Below are 22,752 nucleotides of genomic sequence, written 5' to 3' on the forward strand. Positions count from 1 at the left end.
CGCGGTCCATGGCGACACTCTCTTCATATCTGCGAGCGACCGTGACCCGGGTGGTGGCCGAGAGCCCGGACGCACGCACCTTCGTGCTCGCCCCGCACAACGGCCCGCTGAGTTACCGGGCGGGGCAGTTCTGCACGTTCCGGGTCACCGTGGACGGCACCGAACTGTTCCGCTCGTACTCGATGTCCAGTGCGCCGGAGACCGATACCGAGCTGATGACCACGGTCAAACGCGTGCCCGGCGGCGCGGTGTCGAACTGGCTGCTGGACACCATCACCGAGGGCGACGAGGTGGAGCTGTCCAGGGCCGCCGGCCGGTTCTGCCTGCGCGACACCGAGGTCGCGCTGCTCGGCTTCAGCGGCGGCAGCGGCATCACCCCGATCCTGTCGCTCACCAAGGCGGCGCTGGCGAGCACCACCCGCCGGGTCCGGCTGCTGTGCGCGGACCGCGACCGGGCATCGATGCTGTTCGAGAAGCCACTCGCCGAGCTGGTCGCCCGCTACCCGGACCGGCTCGAGGTGGTCCGCCACCTCGACAGCGAACGCGGCTTCCTCGACGCCGCGACCGTGCGCGCCTTCGTCGGCGCCGACGCGCCCGGAGACCACTACCTCTGCGGACCGGAGGCGTTCATGGACCTGGTGGAGCGAGCGCTCCCCGGGCCGGGCGTGGTGTTCAGCGAGCGCTTCGGCACGCCCATCTCGGCGATCCCCGCACCGGAAATCTCTGCGGCAGAACCAGATTCAGGTGGCACCGTCACGGTGATCCTGAACGGGAAGAAGCGATCGGTGCCCCGCAAAGACGGGGAGACGCTGCTGGAGAGCGCGCGTCGCGGTGGCCTCACGCCACCGTTCTCCTGCGAGCAGGGCAACTGCGCGACCTGCATCGCCAAGGTGACCGCGGGCCGGGCGACCATGCGCCAGAACAACGCGCTGACCGACGACGAGGTCGCCGACGGTTACGTCCTGACCTGCCAGGCGATACCGGACTCCACCGATCTGACCGTCGACTACGAGTGAGTTCCGGTGGCGCCCAGGCGATAGCACCGGGCGCCACCGGGGCATCATCCGCGCAGCTGCTCGGCCAGCTCGGCGATCATCGCCCTGGTGCGCCGCTTGGAGGCGACCAGCGCGTCGCGGTCGTCGCCGATCGGCAACAGCCGCACCGAGATATCGGTGGCGCCCGCCTCGGCATAGCGACGCAGACCCGCCGCGATGGCGTCCTCGTCACCGGCCAGGCACAGGTCACCGATGGTGCGCGCGTCGCCCTGTTCGAGCAGCCGCTGATAGTTGGGCGAGACCTCGGCCTCGCCGAGAATCCGGTTCGCGCGCTCCCGCGCCTCGTCCACCTGCCCCGGCGCGCACAGGCACACCGGTAGTCCGGCGACCACCCGCGGCGCCGGCCTGCCCGCATCGGCGGCGGCCTTGGTGATCCGCGGCACCACGTGCTCGGCGATCGCGCGTTCGTCGGCCATCCAGAGGACGGTGCCGTCGGCCCGCTCCCCCGCGATCCGCAGCATCACCGGCCCCAGCGCGGCGACCAGCACCGGAACCGGGGCGACCGGGCCGAGATCGAGCGGATTGTGCACGGTGAAGGTACCGTTCTCGACGTCCACCGACCCGCTGCCGGTGAGTCCGGCCGACAGCACCTCGAGATAGTCGCGGGTGTAGGCCGCGGGCTTGTCGTACGGCAGGCCGAGCATGTCACGCACGATCCAGTGGTGCGAGGGCCCGACGCCGAGGGCGAGTCTGCCGCCCGCCGCCGCGTGCGCCGACAGCGCCTGGCGGGCCAGCGCGACCGGATGCTGGGCCTGGAGCGGGACCACCGCCGTGCCCAGTTCGATCCGCGAGGTGGCCAGTCCCATGGCCGCGACAGTGATGAGCGCGTCGAAGTCGGTGGGTATCTGGGGAATCCAGGCGGTGTCAAGGCCCGCCGACTCCGCCCAGGCGATATCACGCAGCATGCGCTCGAGCTTGCGCCCGGAGTCGCCTTTCTCCGGGCCGATCATCACGCCGATACGCACGGTTCCTCCAAATGAGCCAGTAGTGAATATGCTACTTCCGTAGAATGAGAACACCAATACCATATTTGGAGAACGCGATGACTGACCAGGATCGCCCGCTGCTCGACCGCACCGTCCTCATCTCCGGCGCCAGCCGGGGCATCGGCGCGGCGATCGCCGTGGCCGCCGCCGAACAGGGCGCGAATGTCGTGCTGCTGGCCAAGACCGACGCACCGCATCCCCGCCTGCCCGGCACCGTGCACACCGCCGCGGCCGAGGTCGAGGCCGCCGGCGGCCGGGCTGCCGCCGTCGTCGGCGATGTCCGCCGCGAAGCGGATGTCGCCCGCGCCGTGGCCACCGCGGTCGAGCGGTTCGGGCGCATCGATGTGTGCGTGAACAACGCGGGCGCCATCGCCACCGAGCCCACCGAGGCACTCACGATCAAGCGCTTCGATCTCCTGCACGACATCAATGTGCGCGGCATGTTCCTGCTCACCACGGCCTGCCTGCCGTATCTGCGCGAGTCGGCCAACCCGCATGTCCTGAGCATCTCGCCGCCGGTCAACCTCGCCCCGCACTGGCTCGGCGCGCACCCGGTCTACACCCAGTCCAAGTACGCCATGACTCTGCTCAGCCAGGGGTGGGCGGCCGAATTCGGCGAGGCCGGAATCGGTTTCAACTGCCTGTGGCCGCAGACGTTCATCGCCACCTCGGCCGTCGCGGCACTGGAGGACGGCGCCGAGCAGCTCGGCTCGGCCCGTAGCCCCCGGATCATGGCCGACGCCGCCGTGGCGATCGCCACCCAGCCGGCGCGGCTCGTCACCGGCCGGTGCTTCCTCGACGCGGAGGCGGTCGCGCGGTTCGCCGGGATCGACGACCTGTCCCGCTACGGCGGTGGCGAGCACCCGACGCCCGACCTGTTCGTGGATTGACCCTCCAGACGCGAGAAGCGGCGGCGGGATCCCCGCCGCCACTTCTCACCACCGGTTCAGAGCTGCGCCCAGACCGACTTCGTCTTCATGTACGACTCGACGCCTTCGCGCCCGAACTCGTGACCCCAGCCGGACTGCTTGTAGCCGCCGAAGGGGACGCCGTGGTCGAACACCAGCTGGCAGTTCAGCGACACGGTGCCCGCCTGCAGCCGCTTGGCGAGCCGGTGTGCCCGGCTGAGATTCGTGGTCCACGCGGTGGCGGCCAAGCCGTAGGAGGTGTCGTTGGCCAGCGCGACCGCTTCGTCCTCGTCGTCGAACGGGAGCACCGTCACCACGGGACCGAAGATCTCCTCGCGGTAGAGCCGGCTCGTCGCGGGATCCACATTGGTGAGCACGGTGGGATGGACGAAATAGCCACTGCGGTCCAGCCGGTGCCCGCCGGCGACCACCTCGACACCGTCGGCCTTGCCCTCGTCGATATAGCCCATGACGCGGGTCAGCTGCTTGGCGCTGATCAGCGGGCCGATCATGCTGCCCTCTTCCCTGGGGCCGCCCAGCCTGAGGTTGTTCGCCACGGTGGCGATGCCCTCCACGACGCGCTCGTACACCCCACGCTGCACGAAGATCCGGGAACCGCAGACACAGCCCTGGCCCGAGTGCACGAAGATACCCATCGCGGCCATCATCACCGCCATGTCCAGGTCGGCGTCGTCGAAGATCAGCACCGGCGACTTGCCACCCAGCTCGAGCATCACCTTCTTGAGGTTGCCCACCGAGGCCGCCACGATCTGCTTGCCGACTTCGGTGGAACCGGTGAAGGCCACCTTCTCGACATCGGGGTGGGCGGTGATCGCCGCACCGGCGGTGTGCCCGTAGCCGGTCAGCAGGTTCACCACACCGTCGGGAACACCAGCCTCGGCGATGAGCCGATCCAGCAGCAGCGCCGAAAGCGGCGTCTCCTCAGCGGGTTTCACCACACTGCTGCAACCGGCGGCCAGTGCGGGCGCCAGCTTCGCGCAGGCGTTGAACACCGGCCCGTTCCACGGGAATATCAGGCCGACCACACCGTAGGGCTCCTTGAGGGTGTAGGCGTGCATGTCGGCGTAGGCGCCGGAGACGCCGCCGGTCATCTGCACCTCGTAGGCCGAGCCGTTGAGTTTGGTACACCAGCCCGCGTAGTAGCGGAAGAACTCGGCACAGGTGGGAACGATCATGTTCGCTTGCGCGAGCGGCATTCCCGTATTGAGGGAATCGAGCTCGGCGAGCTCCTGCGCGTGCTCGTCCATGAGGTCGGCGATCCGCCACATGATCTTGGCCCGTTCACGCCCGGGCAGGCCCTGCCAGACGCCGGACTCGAAGGAGGTCTTCGCGCGGGCCACCGCCTCGTCCACCGCTTCGGGCCCACAGTCGGTGAACTCGGTGATCTGCTCCTCGGTCACCGGGTCGATGATCGGGATGACCTCGCCTTTTCCGGGTCGCTCACGTATTTCGTCCAGAACCGATCGCAGCGTCATCGCGGATCCCCTTCGGCGTCACGGCCAGACATGGCCACATCTCTCGAAGTCAGGCTTAACACCGGAGCGAGACCGCGGTCAAGAGTTTCATTCTAATTTTCGGAAATCTAATTCTCTGCACAGCGGCGACCCGCTCCACCCCGCCCTTACCAGGTCGACCGTCCAGATTTGTCCGTTCGTACAGCTTCCCGATTTTCCCTGTCAGGGCCGGTGGACTTGTAGTACGACTGCTGAAAGCGCTTCGATCTCTCGGAATGGATTGCTCGTGGATGGTGCTCAGGGGGCAGGACCGATCGTCGACTGGTGGGCGTACGCGCACCGGCACCCGCTGCGGTGCCGGCTGGCGGTACTGGCGACCGATGCCAGGGAAGTGGTCGCCCATGCCGGTGGCTGGCTGTTCGACCGGTCGATGGCAGGCTGGGACGTGAATGCCGTTCTCACCGATGTCACCGATCTGCGGCCGCTGCAGATCCTCGGCGCGAGTGTGCTCGAACTCGAAGGGCCGCTCGCTGTTCCGGTACACCACACCTGGCCCGACGCGCTCGCGGTCGCCCCTGGCCTGCTGCGGTCCGACAGCCGGGTTCGCGACGGCGTCCGGAACTGTCTGGAGCACGATCTGATCGAGATCGTGCTGTGGGGTCCGCTGCCCGCGGAATTCGAGAGCCAGGTCGAGGTGATGGGTCATCGCCTCAGCAGCGCCGCACGGGCTTTCAAGGAACGCGCGCTGGCCGCGACCGACACCGAGACGGGTACGGTGCCGGTGATCGAGGCCTTTCACAGCAATGCGGCGTCGCTCGCGACCGCGCGGGGTGCCGTGAACGTCCCCTCAGCGCGCTGACCGCCTGTCTCATCCGGCCCCTGCGGTCCGGCGCCGTTCCAGCGCCGCGCCTTCCACGTCCACATTCGGGATCATCCGATCCAGCCGCGCCGGCAGCTTCCAGGCGGGCTCGCCGAGCAGATGCAGCAGGGCGGGCATGAGCAGCATCCGGATGGCGAAGGCGTCGAACAGGATTCCGACGGCGAGCCCGAACCCGATCGAGCGGATGATGCCGGACTCGGCGAAGACGAAGCTGCCGAACACCAGCGCCATGATCAGCGCCGCCGCCGACACCACGGCCCGGCCCGCCCGCAGACCCTCCATGACCGCGACCCGCGCCGGCGCACCATGCACCCGCGCCTCGCGCATCCCCGAGGCGAGGAACAGCTGATAGTCCATGGCGAGCCCGAACAGGAAGCCAACCAGGATGATCGGCAGGAAGTTCAGCACCGGACCGGGTGTGTCGAGCCCGATGATCGCCGACCCCCACCCCCACTGGAACACCGCGACCAGCGCACCGTAGGTGGCGGCCAGCGACAGCACGAATCCCGCCGTCGCCACCAGCGGCACCAGTAGCGACCGGAACACCATGATCATGATCAGCAGCGAGAGCCCGATGATGACAGCCAGATAGCGCGGCAGCACCTGCGCCAGCCGCTCCGAGATGTCGATATCGATGGCCGCCTGCCCGGCGACACCCAGCGCGATCACCCCGTCGACCGTCTCCTGTGCGCGCAGCTCCCGGACGACATGCGCGGTCGAATCACTGTTCGGGCCGCCTTCCGGCATCACCTGGAACGCGGCAAGGCCACCGGTTTTCGCGACGGCGACCGCCGCGACCCCGACCACTCCGTCCACCGCGCCGATTGCGGTCGCGACCCGCCGCTGCGCGGCCAGCTCACCCGCGTCGTCGAGATCGGCGGGCAGCTGGGCGGCCACCAGCAGCGGACTGTTCGCGCCCGCACCGAATTCCGCCTCGGTGATGACATAGGCGCGCTGGGCGTGGGACCCGGCGGGCTCGGTGGAACCGTCGGGCAGACCGACGCGCATGGCCGACAGCGGCGCGGCGACCAGTAGCAGCACCACCGCGACGCCGGCGACCGTCCCCACCGCGCGCCGATTCCGCATCGGCTCGATCGGCGCCTCCGTCTTCTCCCGGGGTGGGCCACCGCGCCCGGCCAACCGATGCCCGGCCAGACCGAGCAGGGCGGGTGTCAAGGTGATGGCGAGCAGCACCGCGACGGCGACCGCGAACGCGCCGACCGACCCCATCAAGCCGAGGAACGGAATCCCGACGACATTGAGCGCCAGCAGCGCGATGACCACTGTCGCACCAGCGAAAACGACGGCGTTGCCCGAAGTTCCGTTGGCCAGCCCGATCGACTCGACCAGATCGGTGCCGCCGAGCACCTGGCGCCGATGCCGGTTGACCACGAACAGCGAATAGTCGATACCGACCGCAAGCCCGAGCATGATGGCGAGGATGGGCGTGGTCATCATCATCTGCACGACCCCGGAGAACGACAGCGCGACGAGCAGCGCCACCGCGACCCCGGCCGTGGCGCTGACCAGCGGGATCGCCGCGCCGATCAGCGTGCGCAGCACCACGCCGAGCACGATGGCGGCGAACCCGATCCCCACCAGTTCGGCGATCCCGAAGACCGCGGGCATACCCTGCGCGATCTCCCCCGAGATGCCGACCTCGACACCCTCGATCGGATGCTGCTCGACGTAGTCGATGACACCCCGTTTCGAGCTGTCGGCCAGCTCCAGCCGGGGCTCGGTGAAGGTCACGGTCACCACGGCGGTGGCGCCGTCGGCGGCGACGGCGCGCAGCGGTGCGGCCAGTGCGAGCAGCGCGGTGCCGTCCGCGAGCATCGCCGCCTGGCGGTCCAGACCGGCGCGGTTCGCGGCCAGCCGCGCCAATCCGGCGTCGATGTCGGTCTCCTCGGCGGAGAGCGCGCGCAACCGATCCCGCAGCGATCCCGTCCCGTCGCCGGTCGCGGCGACACGGGCCTCCAGCCCGGCACGCTCGGACCGCACCCGGCTCAGCGCGGCGTCGAGCTGAGCCTGTTCGGCCTCCGATCGCGCCCGGCCCGCCGAGATGAACTGCGCCCCACCCGTCACCTGAGCCTGGCCCGCCGCGCGCTCCTGCTCGACCCGGAACGGGTCGAATACCCGGGCGACGTCGGTCAATTCGGCCATGCCGTCGGCCACCTCGGTGATCGCGGCGCGCTGCTGTTCGGTCAGCGGCGTCGCGTCCACCGCGCGGTACACGACACTGCCCGAGGCCCCGGCGTACTCCGGCAGCGCGCTCTCGAGCTCGGCGACGACCTTCGACGACGGCAGGCCGGGAATTTCGAACGACGTTGCCAGCCCGGCGAATCCGATCGAGTACCCGGCACCACCGACCACCAGGATCGCCAGCCAGCCGCCGATCACGATCCACGGCCTGCGCGCGGACCGGATGCCGAGCCGATACAGAAGTTCCGCCATGACTGTCCTCACCTCGGCTGCGCTTCAACTATACGAGACGGTCCGTATAGGTAATCGAGTACCATGGAACCATGACGCAGGGACGCCGCGGAGCGGTGCGCAGCGAGGTCGCCCGGCTCTCGATTCTCCGAGCCACCGCCGCCCAATTCGCGCTACGCGGCTGGGAACAACTGGCCATCGAGGCCATCGCCGCCGAGGCGGGCGTCAGCAAGCAGACCATCTACCGGTGGTGGCCATCCAAGGCGGGACTGGTCGCCGACTGCCTGCTGGAGGGTCTGCTGCTGCCCGCGTCGTCCGCCCCGGCCGACACCGGCGATGTGCGCGCCGATCTCACCGCCTGGCTCACCGCGTTGTTCGACGTCGCCGGCGAGCCGCGGACCGCGGTGCTGTTCCGCTCGCTCATCGCGGCCGCGGCCGAGGACGAGCAGGTCGGCCGCCAGGTGCGCGACGCGCTCGGCGCGACCTCGGCCCTGCAGTCCCGCCTCGAGTCGGCGCGCGTGCGCGGCGAACTCGCTACCGACGCGCCGCTGCGGCAGATCGCCGACGCGCTCGTCGGCGCGATCATCCTGCATGTGATCACCCGCGCGACAACCGAACCCGAGCTACCCGCACAGCTGGTCCATGCCGTCACCGGGGGCCATCTGTCACACCGAGGATGACTTCGGCCCGGCGTTGCGTTCCAGCCATTCGGTGAGCGAGCGGCCCGCGTCCAGCACATGCCGTTCGCCGATCGCCCTGGCCCGCACCGCATCACGCTCGCCGAGCGCGTCGATGAGCTGATCGTGGTCGTCGAGCGAGTGCTGTTCGTGTTCGGGGAACAGCCGCAGGAAGTTCGACGGCACCACCCGCACAGCCTGTTTGATCTGGGTCAGCAGCCGCGGTGAGTGCGCGGCCCGGTGCACTTCCTGGTGGAATCGCCAGTTGGCTTCGCCGATGGAGTCCTCACCCGAGCACGCGGCGACGTCGGCGGCGAGTGCGCGCAGCTGGTCCAGTTCCGGGGTGCTCGCGCGCTGCGCGGCCCAGGCCGCGGCCTGCCCGGTGAGAACGCCGAGAATGGTGAAACTGTCCATGATGTCGGCCGGGCTGATCCCGATCACGGTGATCCCACTGCGCGGCGCGACCCGGACCAAGCCCTCGTAGGACAGCTCGAGCAGGGCCTCGCGCACCGGCGTGCGGCTGGTCGCGAACTCGTCGGTGATGGCGTCCAGGTCGATGCGCGTGCCGGCGGGCAAGGCCCCGGTGAGGATGCGATCGCGCAGCTCACGAGCTGCCCGTTCGCGCACGGTCCCTGCGATGTCGGTTGCCATTCGCGAAGCTTAACAGGCCAGAGGTACCAGGTTTGAAATCTGATATGTCAGATGTTACATTCCAATTATGGCGATGAGGCACGGCGACCGGATGACGTTGGTCGCGTTCATGCAGGCGGGCAACACCTCGGTCTACTCGGGTTCCTGGCGGCACCCGGCCACCGAGCACGGCTATCTCGACGCGTCGTACTACGCGAAGGTCGGGCGGCAACTGGAGGAGGGCTGCTTCGACCTGATGTTCTTCGACGACCGGCTGGCCATGCCCGGCATCTACGGTGGTTCCGTCGAGGAGGCGGTGCGCACCGGCGCCCGGCCGGTGAAGCTGGACCTGGGGGTGGTGCTCGGCGTCCTGGCGCAGAGCACCACCCACATCGGCCTCGGCGCAACCTATTCCACGACCTACTACGCGCCTTTCCACGTCGCCCGCACCTTCGCGACCCTCGATCACCTCTCCGCGGGCCGGGCCGCGTGGAACGTGGTGACCTCGGTCAACGACAGCGAGGCGCAGAACTTCGGCATGGACGCCCATCTCGGGCACGACGAGCGCTACGACCGCGCCGACGAATTCCTCGAGGTGGTCGGCGGGCTGTGGGACACCTGGGACGACGGCGCGATCGTGCACGACCGCGCGGCAGGCTACTTCGCCGATCCAGCCAAGGTGCGCGAACTGCGGCATACCGGCCGCTTCTTCGCCGCGCGCGGACCGCTGACCGTGCCGCGCACACCGCAGGGCAGGCCGGTGATCATCCAGGCCGGCTCGTCCGGCCGTGGCCGCGAATTCGCCTCGCGCTGGGCGGAATTGATCTTCACCGGCGATCCCGGCCTCGAGGTGGCCCGCAACCACTACGCCGACCAGAAGGCCCGGATCGCCGACGCGGGCCGCGATCCGGCCTCGGTGCGCATCTGTCCGATGGCCTACGCGGTGGTCGGCGAGTCCGAGCAGCACGCCAAGGAGCGCGAGGCGATGCTGCTCGAGGATCTGGTGCATCCGATGGCGTCGCTGACACTGCTCTCGGAGCTGATGAACTACGACTTCTCCCAGCACGATCTCGACGACCCGGTCACCGACGAGCTCATCGCCTCGGTCTCGGGTATTCGCGGTCTGGTGCAGAACCTGCGCACCCATATCGGCGGCACCGTCACCGTGCGGGACCTGGCCGGGCATCGCGCGACCCTGCTGCAGGGTCCACGCTTCGTCGGTACCGGCGACCAGGTCGCCGATCAGATGGCCGAGTGGTTCCAGGGCGACGCCTGCGACGGTTTCGTGCTGGCGGCCACGCACATGCCCGGCTCGTTCGAGGATGTCGTCCGGATGGTGGTGCCACGGCTGCAGCAGCGTGGCCTGTTCCGCACCGCCTACGAGGGCTCGACCCTGCGCGAGCACCTCGGCCTGTCCCGCCCCGCTCCCGTCCGGCCGACGAGCACCGTGGTGTGAGATGAGCCAAGCCATGCTCGACGGCGTGCGGGTGCTCGACCTCGCCACGCTCGCGGCGGCGCCGCTGGCCGCCACCTACCTCGGCGAATTCGGTGCCGAGGTGATCAAGATCGAGCAGCCCACCGGCGGTGACCCGATCCGGACCTGGGGCGCGCAACGCAACGATGTCGGCCTGATGTGGAAGTCGGTGTCGCGCAACAAGCGTTCGATCACGCTGGACCTGCGCGTGAGCGAGGGACAGGAGCTGTTGCGCAGGCTGGTCGCGACCGCCGATGTGGTGGTCACCAACACCCGGCCGCAGACCCTGCGCAGGTGGGGCCTGGATTACGCGAGCCTGCGCGCGGTCAACGAGCGCATGATCATGTTGCACATCACCGGCTTCGGGCTGACCGGCCCCAAGAGCGAGCGCCCCGGATTCGGCACCCTGGGCGAGGCGATGAGCGGCTTCGCCCACATCACCGGCGAGGCGCAGGGCCCGCCGACCCTACCCCCGTTCATGCTGGCCGACGGTGTCGCGTCCCTCAATGCCGCCTATGCCGTGCTCATGGCGCTGTATCACCGCGACGTGCACGGCGGGCCGGGGCAGTTGATCGATATCAACCTGGTCGATCCGCTCACCCGTCTGCTCGAGCAGACGCTGCTCAGCTACGACCAGCTCGGCACCGTGGCCCACCGTGCCGGCAACCGGTGGGACATCTCCGCGCCCCGCAACACCTATCGCACGGCGGACGGCAAGTGGCTGGCGATGTCGGGCAGTTCCCCCGCGTTGGCACTGCGGGTGTTCCGCGCGATCGGCCGCGCCGACCTGGTCGACGACGTCGACTTCGGTGATCCACAGCGGCGCCTCGCCCGCGCGGGTGAGGTGGACGACGTTGTCGCGGAATGGGTTTCGCGCCAGACCCTCGACGAGGCGATGAAGGTCTTCGACGCCGAACAGGTGGCCGCGGCACCGGTCTACGACATCACCGATCTCGTCCAGGACGAGCAGCTACGCCACCGCGAGGTGTTCGTCCCCGTCGCCGACGACGAGCTCGGCACCATGACCGTGCAGGCGCCGGTGCCGCGCTTCTCCGCGGCGCAGGGCCGGGTCTCGCACCTCGGGCCCCGGCTCGGCGAGCACAACGCCGCGGTCTACGGCGAGCTGCTCGGCCTCGACGCCGAAACCATCGCCGATCTGCACAGCCGCGGCGTGCTGTGAGTTCCCCACCACGACAAAGGATTCCACGATGACCCTGCTGATCCGGCGCTCCGAGCTCGCGCTGCCCGCCTGCAACGACCACATGTTCGCCAAGGCCCTTGCCTGCGGCGCGGACCTGGTGTTCCTCGACCTCGAGGACGCGACCCCGGAAGCGCTCAAGGAGCAGTCGCGGGAGAAGGCGATCTCGGCGCTGACCGAACTGGATTGGGGCCGTACGGTTCCCGCGATCCGGATCAACGCCCTCGATACCCGCTGGTGCCACGACGACATCATCGAGGTGGTCAGCCGCGCCGGCGCGCACCTGCACACCATCGTGGTGCCCAAGGCGCGCACCGCTCGCGACGTGTGGTGGGTCGACGTGCTGCTGACCCAGCTCGAGGACAAACTCGGGCTGGAGCACAAGATCCGCCTCGAGGTGCTGATCGAAGAGGTCGAGGGACTCGCCAATGCCGAGGCGATCGCCGTCGCCAGCCCCCGGGTGGACACCCTGATCTTCGGCGTCGGCGACTTCTCGCTGTCCCAGGGCGCGCGGGTGGACACCAATTTCGAACCGCTCGGCGACTACCCCGGCGACTTCTGGCACTACGCCCGCAACAAGGTGCTGGTCGCGGCCCGCATCGCGGGCATCGACGCCATCGACGCGCCGTTCCCCGACTACGGCAATCTCGCCGGCTACGAGCGCGACGCCCAGCGCGCCTCGCTGCTCGGTTACACCGGCAAGTGGGCGATCCACCCGAGCCAGGTGCCGATCGCCAATGCCGTCTACTCCCCCACCGCGGCGGAAATCGCACTGGCGGAACGGAATATCGCCGCCTATCGCGAAGCCGAGGCGGCCGGGCGTGGCGCCGTCGGCGTCGACGGTGTGCTCGTCGACGCCGCGCACATCAAGATGGCCGCGGCCACCCTCGCTCGCGCCGCCGCGATCGATCCCCCTCAGCGTGCCGACGCCACCCTGCCGGTCTGAGGATTGGGGTGCCGGTGTCAGTCACACAGTGCGCGCAGCAACAGCACGCGGCATTTCTCCGCCACCGACACCCGTTCCTGTTCCGGCGTCTTGTTCAGTAGCCCCGCCAGCATGCCGACGGACAGGAAGATGTCCTCGGCGGTGACGCCACGGCGGATACTGCCCCGGCGGCTGTCGTCGGCGAGCTTCTCGTCGAGCAGGGTGTAGAGACGGCCGATGATGTCGGCCAGGCGCGGGTCGCTGCTGTCGGCGAACCGGAACAGTTCGAAAAGCACCGCGACGTCGACGATCTGGTCGAAGATCTCGGCCAGCAGCTCGTCGAGCGTCGAGTCGACATGGGCGACCATCGCCTCCAGCTGTCCGAGGTTCTCGTCGAAAACCGCCAGGATGATCGCCTCCCTGGTGGGAAAGTGGCGGTAGAGGCTGCCCTGTCCCACCCCGGCTGCGCGCGCGATCTGGTTCAGGGGCGCGTCGAGGCCGTGCTCGACGAAGGCGGCTTTCGCCGCGGCGAGCAGGGCGACGCGATTCTCGGCGGCTGCTGCTGGTCCCCGGTTGGCACGGCGTGGCGAACTCATCCGCCAACGCTACCCACCGGGTGATCCGGTCCGGCGGCGAACGCCTGTGCGTCGCGCGAGGCCAGGCGGCGTGCGCTCGAATTCACCGATCTCCCATGATCTTTCACAACACCGACGGCTGACGCCGCCGAACACCCGAAACATCCGGACAGTGCAGTCCGGTTGCGTTAGGGTGCTGTCATGCCGGCATCCACTCACCTCGACAGCACACCAAGGCCCACCGGGCAGGCGCCTCGGTTCGACCATCGCGCCGCGCAGTGAGGACGGCACGTCCTGGCACGGATCGCCGTGCTGAACCGGCGGCCACCGTCGCGGACACCGCACCGGCCCTCGAGTGGCTGACCGCGTTCGCCCGGCGGATGCGCAGCGAGTCCGCGAGCGAACTGGTGCTGTCCGCTGTCGATTCCGCGATCCTGGAGACCTTCCCCCACTATCTCGCCGATGCCGAACTCCACCGGGAAGTCCGCGTCGCGGCCAGGGCACACTGGCTGAGCTTTCTGGCCGTGCTCGGTCGCACGCACTTCGCGGCGCACCCGCCTGCCGAAGCCGTCGACGGTGCCCGCGCCGCCGCGCGCCGTGGCTACGGCGTCGACATGCTGCTCAAGACCTATCGCGCCGCCCAGCGCGGCCTGTGGCGCTATATCACCCGGGTGCTGCACCAGCAGATTCCCGATGCCGAGCTGCGCGGGATCGTTCTGGTCACCTTCTGGGAGCGCAGTACGTTGTGGCTCGACACCTGCCTCGACGACATCGTCGCCGCGTACCTGGACGAGCACGAGTATCACGCGCGCAGCGCCGACGCTCATCGCGCGCAGACCGTTGCGGCCATTCTGCGCGGGGAGCCCGCGCCGACGGCTGATTCACCCGACCACCTCGGTCATCCGATGGACGACCATCAGACGGCGCTGATTCTCTGGACCGACCGCGAGGTGCCGGCCCGGCAGGCCGGCCAGGTACTGCGCGAGCACGCGAACCGGATCGCCGAAGCGCTCGGCGCCCCACCACCGCTGCTGGTCGACAACGGCGCGCACGGCCTGTCGGCCTGGGTCGGCACGCGGCACTTCCCGGCCGTCGCCGACGTGCCGGCGCCCGCGATCGCCCACATCCACGTCGCCGTCGGCACCCCAGCGCGCGGCGTGGACGGCTTCCGCCGCAGCTATCTGGAAGCCCGTGCCGCGCAACGGATCGCGACCAGTGCCCGCATCGCCGACCCGGTCACCGCCTACCAGGACGTCGACCTGGTCTGCCTGCTCACCGGCGACGGCAATCTCGACTCCGTCCGCGTCCTCATCGAACGCGAGCTCGGACCACTGGCCGACCGCAGCGAGCCCAGCGCCCGGCTCCGCGACACCGTGCGCGAATTCCTCTGTACCGGAGGCGGTATCAGCGCCACCGCGGCGCTGCTCGGTGTCCACGCCAACACCATCCGCTACCGGCTCCAACAGGCGGAACGCCGCCTCGGCCACCCGATCGACAGCCGCCGCGTCCACATCGAACTGGCCCTGCGCTGCCTGCTGATCTACGGCGACGAACTCCTCCCGTCACCGTCCTAGCCCACGCCGAACGCCGCACCGTCAGCTGCGGCGCTGTCACGTCGAGCAGGGTAGGCGCGGCCGCTCGAGCGGAGATTGATTGCGCACCCGAAGAAAGAGCGCGCAATCGTGGAGACTGGGAAGCATGTCGCGGCTCGAGCTTTTCGCACGACCTCGGTGGCGGAAGACCTGGAACGTGTGTTTCCCGGTCGCCGCCCGGGTCGACGGTCGGTGGTGGGTCTTGCGGCTCAACAGCTTTCCCGATCATGCGCTGTGGACGCTATTCGTCGACGGCGTGCCGTATTTCGACATCGATGACGTGCCGACGACATGGGGACAACCGCTGGAACAGTCCGTTCCGGTACTGGAAACCAGCCTTATCGAGGAAGTCCTGGCCCCGGTTCGGGATTTCGTGGCGTACGGCAGTGAAGTCGGTCAACCGTGCGACAACCCGTTCTGTTGCGGGTAGTGACGCTACTGGTCAATGCCCTTGTGGACCCTCGTCGCGTTGCGAATTCGGGTGACCGTGTTGTCGAGCCGGCGCTGATGTGAGCCCGCCCAGTAGATGCGTCCGCACTCCGAGCACCGGCGAAAGCTGTCGTAGTAGCGGCGGGTCAGCGGCTCGAGGCGATCGATGATGTCGCCCTTCGCCACGTCGGTGACGAGGCCGCCGCAGCGCAGGCAGCGGGTGAACGGGGCAAGACGATCGGCCAGGTCGAGCCTGCGGATCAGCTCGACGATCTGCTCGAACGGTCGGTCCGCGTGCACGAAGACGCCGTGCGTGACATTGCGCCGCGCGAGGAGTCCGCGGTCGCGGGTGAGCAGGATGCGGTGTTCGGCGGCGGCTGTCTCGGCCAGCGCGGCGTCGGCGGCGGCCCAGTCGCAGCGGGTGTCGAGTCCCATCAGGCGCATCAGCCGGGCGAGGCCGCCGAGATTGACGTCGACGATGAACCGCGGATCGCGCAGCGGGCGGGCCCGCACCCTGGTCAGCGGCCCGACATCCAGAGTTTCGAACATCGGGTACGCGGCGATCCGATCGCCCGGTCGCGGGTGGTGGCCGAAGTCGACGGACTCACCGTTCACCAGAATCAGATCGACCTCGGTATGCGGGATGCCCGCGGCCTCGACGATGTCTTTGACGGTCTGATGCGGACGGACCGGTCGCCGCTGCGCCGCATACCGAGTGGCCGGGCGGAAGAAGTCGTTCAGCTCGGCGTAGGCGCGCAGTTCCACGCTGGTGTCCACACCACCATTGTCGTCGCCGGGCCGCTTACCTGGTTCAGGCCAAAACGGCAGGCTTCAGTACCTGGTGACACCACTGGCGGAAGCTGGTCGGGGCGGGCGAGGTCAGGGATTTCTGCTCGGCGTCGTAGATCCCGGCATTCTGGGCGTTGGCCATGTCTGCCAGACCCCGCGCCCAGGCGTCACTCATCCCGTAACCCGTCATCGTCGTCTTATATGCCTGTTCGTCGACCTGCTGGAACCGCACCGGGCGCTCCAGCACCTCGGACAGGACTCGCGCCATGTCGTTGGGGGACAGCGTGTCCGGGCTCATCACGGGGACGGTGCCTTGTCCGCTCCAGGAGTCGTCGAGCAGCAGGTCGGCGGCGGCCGCGGCGATGTCGCGGGTGGCGACGGTCGCCAGCGGGCGGTCCGCGGAGTTCGCCAGGAAGAACACGCCCCGCGTGGCGATCGCCTCGACCTGGTTGAGGAGGTTCTCCATGAAGAACGGCATGGCCAGGGCCCGGTAGCTCACTCCGGTGCCTTCGATCATCTCGTCCATCGCGAACGCGGGCGACAGCAGCCCGGCGTGCTTTCCGTAGGCGCGGCCCAGGCTGGTGACACCGACGACACGCGTGACGCCCCTGGCCTTGATGGCCTCGGCGGCCGGGCGGGTGAAGTCGAGGTAGTGGTCGTGGATGTCCTCGGCGCGGGGGTTAGGGGGAACCAGCCACAACAGGCTGTCTGCGCCCGCGAGTGCCTCGGCGAGGATCTCGGGATCGCGGTGGGATCCCTGCACGACCTCGATGCGCTCACGGATCCGCGGATTCAGCCGAGCGGGGTCGCGGGCGATGACCCGGACCGGTTGACCGTCGCGGACGAGTCTGTCCAGGACCTGGTTGCCGATCTGGCCGGTGGGAGCGGTGATGACGAGCATGGAAAGTCTCCAGTCGGTGGGTCGGTGCGGCGTGGCTTGCCGGATTCTCAGGTATCCGGCACAACTGTTTCCGTCGATAACATAGTCCTGTTATCGGCGATAGTTCAAGTCGATAACATGACACTGTTATCATCGATAACCATGGAGACCGATCGCCCCGTCGCCGCCGAGAGGAACCGCGAACGGATCATTGCCGCCGCGACCCAGCTCCTCGCGGAAGGGGGACGCGAGGCGGTGTCGACCCGCGCGGTGAGCGCCGCGGCCGGTGTCCAGGCCCCGGCCATCTACCGGCTCTTCGCCGACAAGCAAGGCCTGCTCGACGCGGTGGCCGCCCACGGCTTCGCGGCCCACCTGAGCAAGAAGACCAGTCTCGAGCCCACCGACGACCCGGTCGAGGACCTGCGCACCGGCTGGAATCTGAACATGGAATTCGGCCTGGCCAACCCCGCTCTCTACACCCTCATGTATGCCGAGCCCCGCCCCGGCGGCACCTCGCCCGCGGCGCTGACCGCACTGGCAGTTCTCGGCGCCCACATCCACCGGATCGCCGAAGCAGGCCGACTGCGCATCGACGAGGCGCGAGCCACCCAACTGGTCCACGCCGTCGGCGGCGGCACCACCCTCACCCTCATCGCCACTCCCCCGGACCACCGCGACCTCACCGTGTCCCACCTGGCGAGAGAAGCCGTCATCGCCACGATCACCACCGATGTGCCGGTCACGCCGGCACCCGGCCCCGCCGGCGCCGCCGTCACCCTGCACGCCCTCCTCCCACAGACCACCGCCCTCACCACCGGCGAGCGTGGCCTGCTCACCGAGCTGCTCGACCGCATCGCCGAAGCCGGATAGAACGGTTCGGCGGTTGCTGCCGGGTGGGCGGTACGCAACCCCAGAGGACAATTCCGTTCTGCCATCGCACTCCACTACCGTCAGCGGGATGAGCGATACCCAGTGGACAATCCTCGGTGAACGGGTACTCGACGAGAACCGGCACATCCGGTTGTCGACCGCCGATATCCGCCTGCCGGATGGGGTGGAGTTCACCCAGTACGTCGCCAGAATGCCACGGTGCGCGATGACCTTGGTGCTCAATGACTCCCGCGAGGTGCTGCTGATGTACCGGCACCGGTGGATCATCGACCAGTGGGTTTGGGAGCTGCCTGGCGGGTATGTCGACCACGCCGAAGACGTGGCCTCGGCGGCGGCCCGCGAAGTCGAGGAAGAAACCGGGTGGCGTCCGCGCACCATGCAACACCTGGTGACCTACCAACCCGCGATCGGCACTCTCGACCAGCCGCAGGAGGTGTATCTCGCTCGCGGTGCCGACCTCACTGACACCCGCCCGGACATCAATGAGGCCGAGGCGATTCGGTGGGTTCCGCTCGATGAGGCTGTGCAGATGATCGACCATGGCGAAATCATCGGCGCGGCAACTGTAGTCGGTGTGTACCGAGCGCTCACACTGACTTAGCCACCGCCACCCGTTGACGGAAGTCCGCGACTTCTGGCATTTCCTCGTACGAGACGAGGCGTGCCCGCACATCACGCAGGTAGGCATGCGTTCGGCGGGACTCCACAGCACCGGACAATTCGAGCGCCTGTGAACCCACCCGGACCGCTTCGCGCGGGTCTTCCACCGCGAGGCTCGACGCGAGCAAGCACAAGTTGAACACGCGGCCACGCTGGTACCCATCGCTCATATCCAGCGACGCCCGCGCCAGTCTCGCTGCACGATCGTGCTGGCCGAGATCCTGGAAGCATTGACCGGCTTTGGCCGACATGTACGCCGAGTCAAGGTAGGTCAGCCAGTTGGGGCGGTTCGCCTCGCCCCGGTCGAACGCGCGCTCCGCCTCGTTGAGCGATGCACCGCAGGACCGCTCGTCGGACCGTGCGGCATGCCCGTGCGCTTCGACCATATGGCAACCGGCCTCCAATGTCGCCAGGCCCGCAGAGCGCGCCGCGATCCGCGCCGCCCGGGCGAGATCGATCGCGTCACCGGGGCGGCCGACGTAGGTTGCCTGATGACTCATCGCGGCAAGAATCTCCGCGCTCAGCGCAGCATCTCCTGCTGCACGTGCCATCCGCAGCGACTGGATCAAATACCTTTGCGCGAGGCCATGTTCTTCCAGGTCGTAGGCGGCCCAGCCCGCCAGCTTCGTCAGCTCGGCCGCTACAGCGAACAGCCGTCGACCGATCTGTTCGGTGTAGCTGCCACGCAGAAGCGGAGTCACCGAGGTGTGCAGGTAGTGCACAACCGTGGAGCGCACCTTGCCACCACCGACCTGATTGTCGAGATCGCCGAACGCCGTGGTCATCGTTCGCACAGCGTCGATATCAGCACCCCCGACGCGGCGCAGACCGCTCGATGAGACCGGGTGTTCAGTGCCCGGCAGGGTCAGCCACCGCATGCTTGCGGCCGGGTAGACCGCGACGGCGTAGGCAGTGCCCTCCAGGAACCGGCGACGCTCCACATCACTCCTCCACAACGCGGTCGCCGAGGCGGTCGCCTCCACGAGGCTCAACGAGAATTCCAACCCCACGTCAGGCGACTCTGCACCGGACATACCGCAATCGGCTGGAACCACACGACGACCACACAATTCGGTGAGGACGTCTGCAATCAGATGTGGCCCCGGCTGCGTCGGCTGTTCACCGGTCAGCCATCGACCGACCGATGTGTGGTCGTAGCGGAGCTCGATGCCAATTGATCTGCCACGCTCAGCAATTCGACGCGCAAATCCTTTCCGACTTACCCGGATCTCGGCGAGTAGTTCCGCTAGCTGATGGTTTGGCTGCTTGGGGTGTCGACCCATATTCGCAGTGTGGCACGGCTACCGAGACAGTGACGACCATCGGCCAATTCCGCACACCCCCGGCGCACACACCTGCCCGTTGCGCGCGCCTTTCATGCTGTCACCGAACGAGATGTGCTGGAACAGCCCAATGTCATCATCACGCCCCCGATGCGGCCCAGACGATGACGACCGACGACCGGGTTCGCGAAGCCGCCGCCGACCGACCCCCAGATCGCCGAGCAGACAGAGGTGACCCGATGACCAGCACCCTCGAAACCGATGTTCTCGCCCTCCTCGAACCGGGCGGGATGCTGACCGCCGACACGATCGCCCACAACCTCAACACCCCGAGGTGGCGAGTGTCGCGCGTCCTGCACACGTTGCGCCGAAACGGCGACGCCTTCCAGAATCGGCGGGCGCAGTGGCAGATTTCGGCCGGGCAGTGTCGCCCGCAACGTCAGGCGGCCCGATGAGCAACATCACCCCTCCGGCCCCCGCGCCCCGGCCGCCGCTGGCCGACCTGGTAGCCACCCTGGAAGCGATGCGCGAAGCCGGATGGGTCACGACCGCGCCTGAACCGACGCCGCTCGAGGCGACCAGTCGGACCAGGCCGCACGTCCCGGCAGCTCAGTTGCCCGGGGGCCAGCGATGACGCAGCCCAGCCCACCTGACCACACATTCGCCGAAACACCTCGCTCGCGGTGCGAGTTCTACCGGCGCGTGTGTTGCCTGCCCACAGTGATCGACCCCATTACCGGGCGGATCACGATGCGGGCCGGGTTGGTCGGCGCGGTGATGATGCCGACCGATCTGGCTCACCGAGTCAAAACCAGCCTCGATGTTCGCGGGGTCGCACCGCTGCCGATCATCGGCCACCCACGCGCCGCCATGTGGACCTTTTTGGTCAGAGCCGATATCCGGCCGATCGGTGACCCGGAACAGGTCGCCCGACTATGGAAAGCGCGTGTCGTGGTGATCCGTGAGGGCGATATCGCGTTGCCGTCCCCGGCCCCGGACCCGCTGATGGTCCGTACGTGGGAATCCCCGGCCATCAGCGCGTTTCGGCCCTCCGGCGCGGTCGTCATCGAATGCGCCCTGGGATGCCTGCCCGGGGGGCGTAGGCGATGAGCCACGGCGGTCATTCACCCTGCCCCGACGAACCCGCCATCCATCTCACGATCCAGTTATCCAGTATGCGAATGGATTTCGTCGCTGTAGCCCTTGCGATCAGGCCCCTTCGGCGGGGCAGCAGGATCGCCGAGCGCCTTACGCTTGCAACAAGTTCGGGCCTCTCATTGATAGGAGAGTCGGCGTCTTCGCTCCTGCGAGGCGTTCTTATCGGCAGCCAGGAATGGACTCACGCATTCTCACCCATCATGTGATCGAATCGGACTGCCACCCCCGCGGGCTTTCCGTCCGATCGGGATCGGCACACGACGGGCAACTGCCGCTGTTGCGCCTCAGGCGTAGGCATCGCCTCACAACCGAGCCAGTGCGCGCTCCGGTGCATACAGCGCACGATGCCATTTGACGACAGAGCAATCTGCGGATGCGACCGACCCCAGACCAAGCTGGCCCCGCGTCGCCACGGCTTCTCGCATCAGCAAGTTGCTGTCGCCGAGGGGCGGGGCGCCGCATTGCGGGCAGCGGACCGCCAGGATCTCACCATCGAGGGACGGGATCTGCTTCGGCGTAAGGGCGTCGACGAGTTCTGTTGCCACCCGAGCGCGTTCGAGGAGGTGCTTGACCAGCCTGCATGCTGAGTCGGTCGTGGACAAGACGAGCAGATTGAAACTGCGAGCTGGTGTGACGGGGAAGACGCCAGCGGCGAAGGCGACCTCGTCAACGCAGGAATGGCAGTGATCGCGGATGCCATAGAGTCGCAACCAAATCCGATGGTGTGCGTTGCTTGGCGGTTTGTCGATCCGGACCGCCGGCGGCGGTACATCGATCTGGTGGTAGTTGTGCCCGGAACGGCGGCCCATGTCTTCGCATCGCCCACACAACACTGCCCACTCGCCGGGACTGCCTACCAACAACCCCTTCTCATCCACTACCTGGACCGAACACAGTGCGCACGCCGCGCCCCAACGAGCCCGTCTACCCGTTCCTGACATGTCATCCCCTCGGATTTGTTGGTCTGATCAGCAGGGCTGTCAGCGTGCGTCCAGGATCTCGCCGAGTGCGAGGCGGGCAGCTTCGAGGAAAGCGCGATGAGAGGCCATGAAGTTCGTACCGGCGGTGTCGACCTTGCGGCGTAATTCAGTGACATCGCCTGTAGTTGCATGCGCTTGTACGAATTCTTCCACTGCACAGACCAAGTCCCCGAGTTCCTTGAGGAGTGCGTGTGCGGCCTGGGCGACGCTGTGAGGCCCTTCCAAAATGACCTTGTAGTGCGCCTTTTCGGCGCCCTTGAACAGTTCGCGAATCTCAACCAATCGCGCTCCGTCGACGGCAACTGGTTCTGGCTCGCGTAGATCCCGGAAGTATCGCTGGTTGGCCCGATCTGCGCTGCCCAGAGCCTCGAGAAGATCGAGGTATGCGGTTGGCGTCGCTCGCGACGCCATCGCAGATGCTCGGACCGCAACTCGCGTAGTTGCCCTTCTGCGTGCGTCTGTTGCTCCCGGGCGTGCTGGCGTTCCAACGCTGCTTGACGTCGTCCGTCTGACCTCGCTGCTATGGCCGCCGTCAGCGTGGCTCCGATTGCCGTGCCGAAGATGCCTACGGCTGCGATAAGAACACTGATCACTGGATACCCTCCCCGGCTCTCCATGAACTGTATGCGTGATTCGGGCAGTCAACCAGGGGTATCGCGACGGTTTGTACGACAGTAGTGATTTCGAAAGCTGTTAGTAGACAGTCAGTTCCGGGATGACCAGCTTCGCCTTCTGCGGTGCCGGCGGCGAGAGCGCGGATCATGGTTGATCGGCAAGGCAGTGGCGGAACCGCCACCACCCGTCCGCGGACCCGGGACACGGAGTCCGGCGCAACGGATACCCCCAGATTGACGCTCCCTTGTCCGGGCGTCGA

23 protein-coding genes are annotated in these 22,752 nt (G+C 68.0%); 13 read left to right on the plus strand and 10 right to left on the minus strand.

Going from position 1 to position 22,752, the window contains the following annotated elements; genetic code table 11:
- Positions 1-8: 8 nt before the first annotated feature.
- The gene (locus tag ACWF82_RS02855) at positions 9-1,016 is read left to right on the plus strand and encodes a 2Fe-2S iron-sulfur cluster-binding protein (RefSeq protein ID WP_452497337.1); all 1,008 of its coding nucleotides are present in this window, start codon (positions 9-11) and stop codon (positions 1,014-1,016) included.
- A 44-nt stretch (positions 1,017-1,060) separates the two neighbouring features.
- Here ACWF82_RS02855 and ACWF82_RS02860 read toward each other — a convergent pair whose 3' ends face one another.
- Positions 1,061-2,020 carry an LLM class F420-dependent oxidoreductase gene (locus ACWF82_RS02860; RefSeq protein WP_452497339.1) on the minus strand — a complete coding sequence of 320 codons (960 nt, stop codon included), beginning with the start codon at positions 2,018-2,020 and terminating at the stop codon, positions 1,061-1,063.
- Between the two features lie 77 nt (positions 2,021-2,097).
- Between ACWF82_RS02860 and ACWF82_RS02865 the strand changes: the two genes are divergently transcribed.
- On the plus strand, positions 2,098-2,931 hold the full coding sequence (locus tag ACWF82_RS02865) for an SDR family oxidoreductase (protein ID WP_452497341.1): 834 nt from the start codon (positions 2,098-2,100) through the stop codon (positions 2,929-2,931).
- 56 nt (positions 2,932-2,987) lie between these two features.
- Here ACWF82_RS02865 and ACWF82_RS02870 read toward each other — a convergent pair whose 3' ends face one another.
- Positions 2,988-4,445: an aldehyde dehydrogenase family protein gene (locus ACWF82_RS02870; protein ID WP_452497343.1), complete on the minus strand. Its 1,458-nt coding sequence runs from the start codon at positions 4,443-4,445 to the stop codon at positions 2,988-2,990.
- A gap of 265 nt (positions 4,446-4,710) precedes the next feature.
- On the opposite strand from ACWF82_RS02870, the gene ACWF82_RS02875 reads away from it, so the two are divergent.
- Complete coding sequence (locus ACWF82_RS02875) at positions 4,711-5,283, plus strand: hypothetical protein (RefSeq protein ID WP_452497345.1); 573 nt, start codon at positions 4,711-4,713, stop codon at positions 5,281-5,283.
- A 9-nt stretch (positions 5,284-5,292) separates the two neighbouring features.
- Here the strand turns inward: ACWF82_RS02875 and ACWF82_RS02880 are convergent, their stop codons facing one another.
- The gene (locus ACWF82_RS02880) at positions 5,293-7,758 is read right to left on the minus strand and encodes an MMPL family transporter (protein WP_452497347.1); all 2,466 of its coding nucleotides are present in this window, start codon (positions 7,756-7,758) and stop codon (positions 5,293-5,295) included.
- A gap of 71 nt (positions 7,759-7,829) precedes the next feature.
- Here ACWF82_RS02880 and ACWF82_RS02885 point away from each other — a divergent pair, with 71 nt between their 5' ends.
- Positions 7,830-8,417, plus strand: coding sequence for a TetR/AcrR family transcriptional regulator (locus tag ACWF82_RS02885; RefSeq protein ID WP_452497349.1), 588 nt, complete (start codon positions 7,830-7,832; stop codon positions 8,415-8,417).
- Here the strand turns inward: ACWF82_RS02885 and ACWF82_RS02890 are convergent.
- Positions 8,403-9,065: a GntR family transcriptional regulator gene (locus ACWF82_RS02890; RefSeq protein ID WP_452497351.1), complete on the minus strand. Its 663-nt coding sequence runs from the start codon at positions 9,063-9,065 to the stop codon at positions 8,403-8,405. The two genes, ACWF82_RS02885 and ACWF82_RS02890, sit on opposite strands and share 15 nt — an antisense overlap.
- Positions 9,066-9,132: 67 nt before the next feature.
- On the opposite strand from ACWF82_RS02890, the gene ACWF82_RS02895 reads away from it, so the two are divergent.
- The 3 genes from ACWF82_RS02895 to ACWF82_RS02905 are packed head-to-tail and all read left to right on the plus strand — an operon-like array spanning position 9,133 to position 12,662.
- Entirely contained in the window at positions 9,133-10,500 is a 1,368-nt protein-coding gene (locus ACWF82_RS02895; protein WP_452497353.1) for an LLM class flavin-dependent oxidoreductase, read from the plus strand.
- 13 nt (positions 10,501-10,513) lie between these two features.
- Positions 10,514-11,698: a CaiB/BaiF CoA transferase family protein gene (locus tag ACWF82_RS02900; protein WP_452497709.1), complete on the plus strand. Its 1,185-nt coding sequence runs from the start codon at positions 10,514-10,516 to the stop codon at positions 11,696-11,698.
- 28 nt (positions 11,699-11,726) lie between these two features.
- Positions 11,727-12,662, plus strand: a complete 936-nt coding sequence (locus ACWF82_RS02905) for an HpcH/HpaI aldolase/citrate lyase family protein (RefSeq protein WP_452497355.1) — start codon at positions 11,727-11,729, stop codon at positions 12,660-12,662.
- Positions 12,663-12,679: 17 nt separating this feature from the next.
- Here the strand turns inward: ACWF82_RS02905 and ACWF82_RS02910 are convergent, their stop codons facing one another.
- Positions 12,680-13,237 carry a TetR/AcrR family transcriptional regulator gene (locus ACWF82_RS02910; protein ID WP_452497357.1) on the minus strand — a complete coding sequence of 186 codons (558 nt, stop codon included), beginning with the start codon at positions 13,235-13,237 and terminating at the stop codon, positions 12,680-12,682.
- A gap of 257 nt (positions 13,238-13,494) precedes the next feature.
- Between ACWF82_RS02910 and ACWF82_RS02915 the strand changes: the two genes are divergently transcribed.
- Both ACWF82_RS02915 and ACWF82_RS02920 read left to right on the plus strand, forming a co-directional pair.
- The gene (locus tag ACWF82_RS02915) at positions 13,495-14,790 is read left to right on the plus strand and encodes a PucR family transcriptional regulator (RefSeq protein WP_452497359.1); all 1,296 of its coding nucleotides are present in this window, start codon (positions 13,495-13,497) and stop codon (positions 14,788-14,790) included.
- Between the two features lie 124 nt (positions 14,791-14,914).
- Complete coding sequence (locus tag ACWF82_RS02920; protein ID WP_452497361.1) at positions 14,915-15,238, plus strand: hypothetical protein; 324 nt, start codon at positions 14,915-14,917, stop codon at positions 15,236-15,238.
- A gap of 5 nt (positions 15,239-15,243) precedes the next feature.
- On the opposite strand, the gene ACWF82_RS02925 is transcribed toward ACWF82_RS02920, so the two are convergent.
- Positions 15,244-16,014, minus strand: coding sequence for a Mut7-C RNAse domain-containing protein (locus ACWF82_RS02925; protein WP_452497363.1), 771 nt, complete (start codon positions 16,012-16,014; stop codon positions 15,244-15,246).
- A gap of 34 nt (positions 16,015-16,048) precedes the next feature.
- Complete coding sequence (locus tag ACWF82_RS02930) at positions 16,049-16,927, minus strand: NmrA family NAD(P)-binding protein (protein WP_452497365.1); 879 nt, start codon at positions 16,925-16,927, stop codon at positions 16,049-16,051.
- A gap of 141 nt (positions 16,928-17,068) precedes the next feature.
- Between ACWF82_RS02930 and ACWF82_RS02935 the strand changes: the two genes are divergently transcribed.
- Both ACWF82_RS02935 and ACWF82_RS02940 read left to right on the plus strand, forming a co-directional pair.
- Positions 17,069-17,776: a TetR/AcrR family transcriptional regulator gene (locus ACWF82_RS02935; RefSeq protein WP_452497367.1), complete on the plus strand. Its 708-nt coding sequence runs from the start codon at positions 17,069-17,071 to the stop codon at positions 17,774-17,776.
- A gap of 88 nt (positions 17,777-17,864) precedes the next feature.
- Complete coding sequence (locus tag ACWF82_RS02940) at positions 17,865-18,398, plus strand: NUDIX hydrolase (RefSeq protein WP_452497369.1); 534 nt, start codon at positions 17,865-17,867, stop codon at positions 18,396-18,398.
- Here ACWF82_RS02940 and ACWF82_RS02945 read toward each other — a convergent pair.
- Positions 18,385-19,467 carry a hypothetical protein gene (locus ACWF82_RS02945; RefSeq protein ID WP_452497371.1) on the minus strand — a complete coding sequence of 361 codons (1,083 nt, stop codon included), beginning with the start codon at positions 19,465-19,467 and terminating at the stop codon, positions 18,385-18,387. The two genes, ACWF82_RS02940 and ACWF82_RS02945, sit on opposite strands and share 14 nt — an antisense overlap.
- A gap of 512 nt (positions 19,468-19,979) precedes the next feature.
- Between ACWF82_RS02945 and ACWF82_RS02950 the strand changes: the two genes are divergently transcribed.
- Both ACWF82_RS02950 and ACWF82_RS02955 read left to right on the plus strand, forming a co-directional pair.
- Positions 19,980-20,195: a hypothetical protein gene (locus ACWF82_RS02950; protein ID WP_452497373.1), complete on the plus strand. Its 216-nt coding sequence runs from the start codon at positions 19,980-19,982 to the stop codon at positions 20,193-20,195.
- A 265-nt stretch (positions 20,196-20,460) separates the two neighbouring features.
- Positions 20,461-20,850, plus strand: coding sequence for a DNA-directed RNA polymerase subunit beta (locus ACWF82_RS02955; RefSeq protein ID WP_452497375.1), 390 nt, complete (start codon positions 20,461-20,463; stop codon positions 20,848-20,850).
- A 350-nt stretch (positions 20,851-21,200) separates the two neighbouring features.
- On the opposite strand, the gene ACWF82_RS02960 is transcribed toward ACWF82_RS02955, so the two are convergent.
- Together ACWF82_RS02960 and ACWF82_RS02965 are read right to left on the minus strand one after the other, a co-directional pair.
- Positions 21,201-21,776 (minus strand): hypothetical protein, encoded by a 576-nt coding sequence (locus ACWF82_RS02960; protein WP_452497377.1) that lies wholly within the window; start codon positions 21,774-21,776, stop codon positions 21,201-21,203.
- Between the two features lie 102 nt (positions 21,777-21,878).
- Positions 21,879-22,289 carry a hypothetical protein gene (locus tag ACWF82_RS02965; protein ID WP_452497379.1) on the minus strand — a complete coding sequence of 137 codons (411 nt, stop codon included), beginning with the start codon at positions 22,287-22,289 and terminating at the stop codon, positions 21,879-21,881.
- Positions 22,290-22,752 lie beyond the last annotated feature (463 nt).

The sequence above is a fragment of the Nocardia sp. NPDC055053 genome (genome assembly GCF_053608285.1).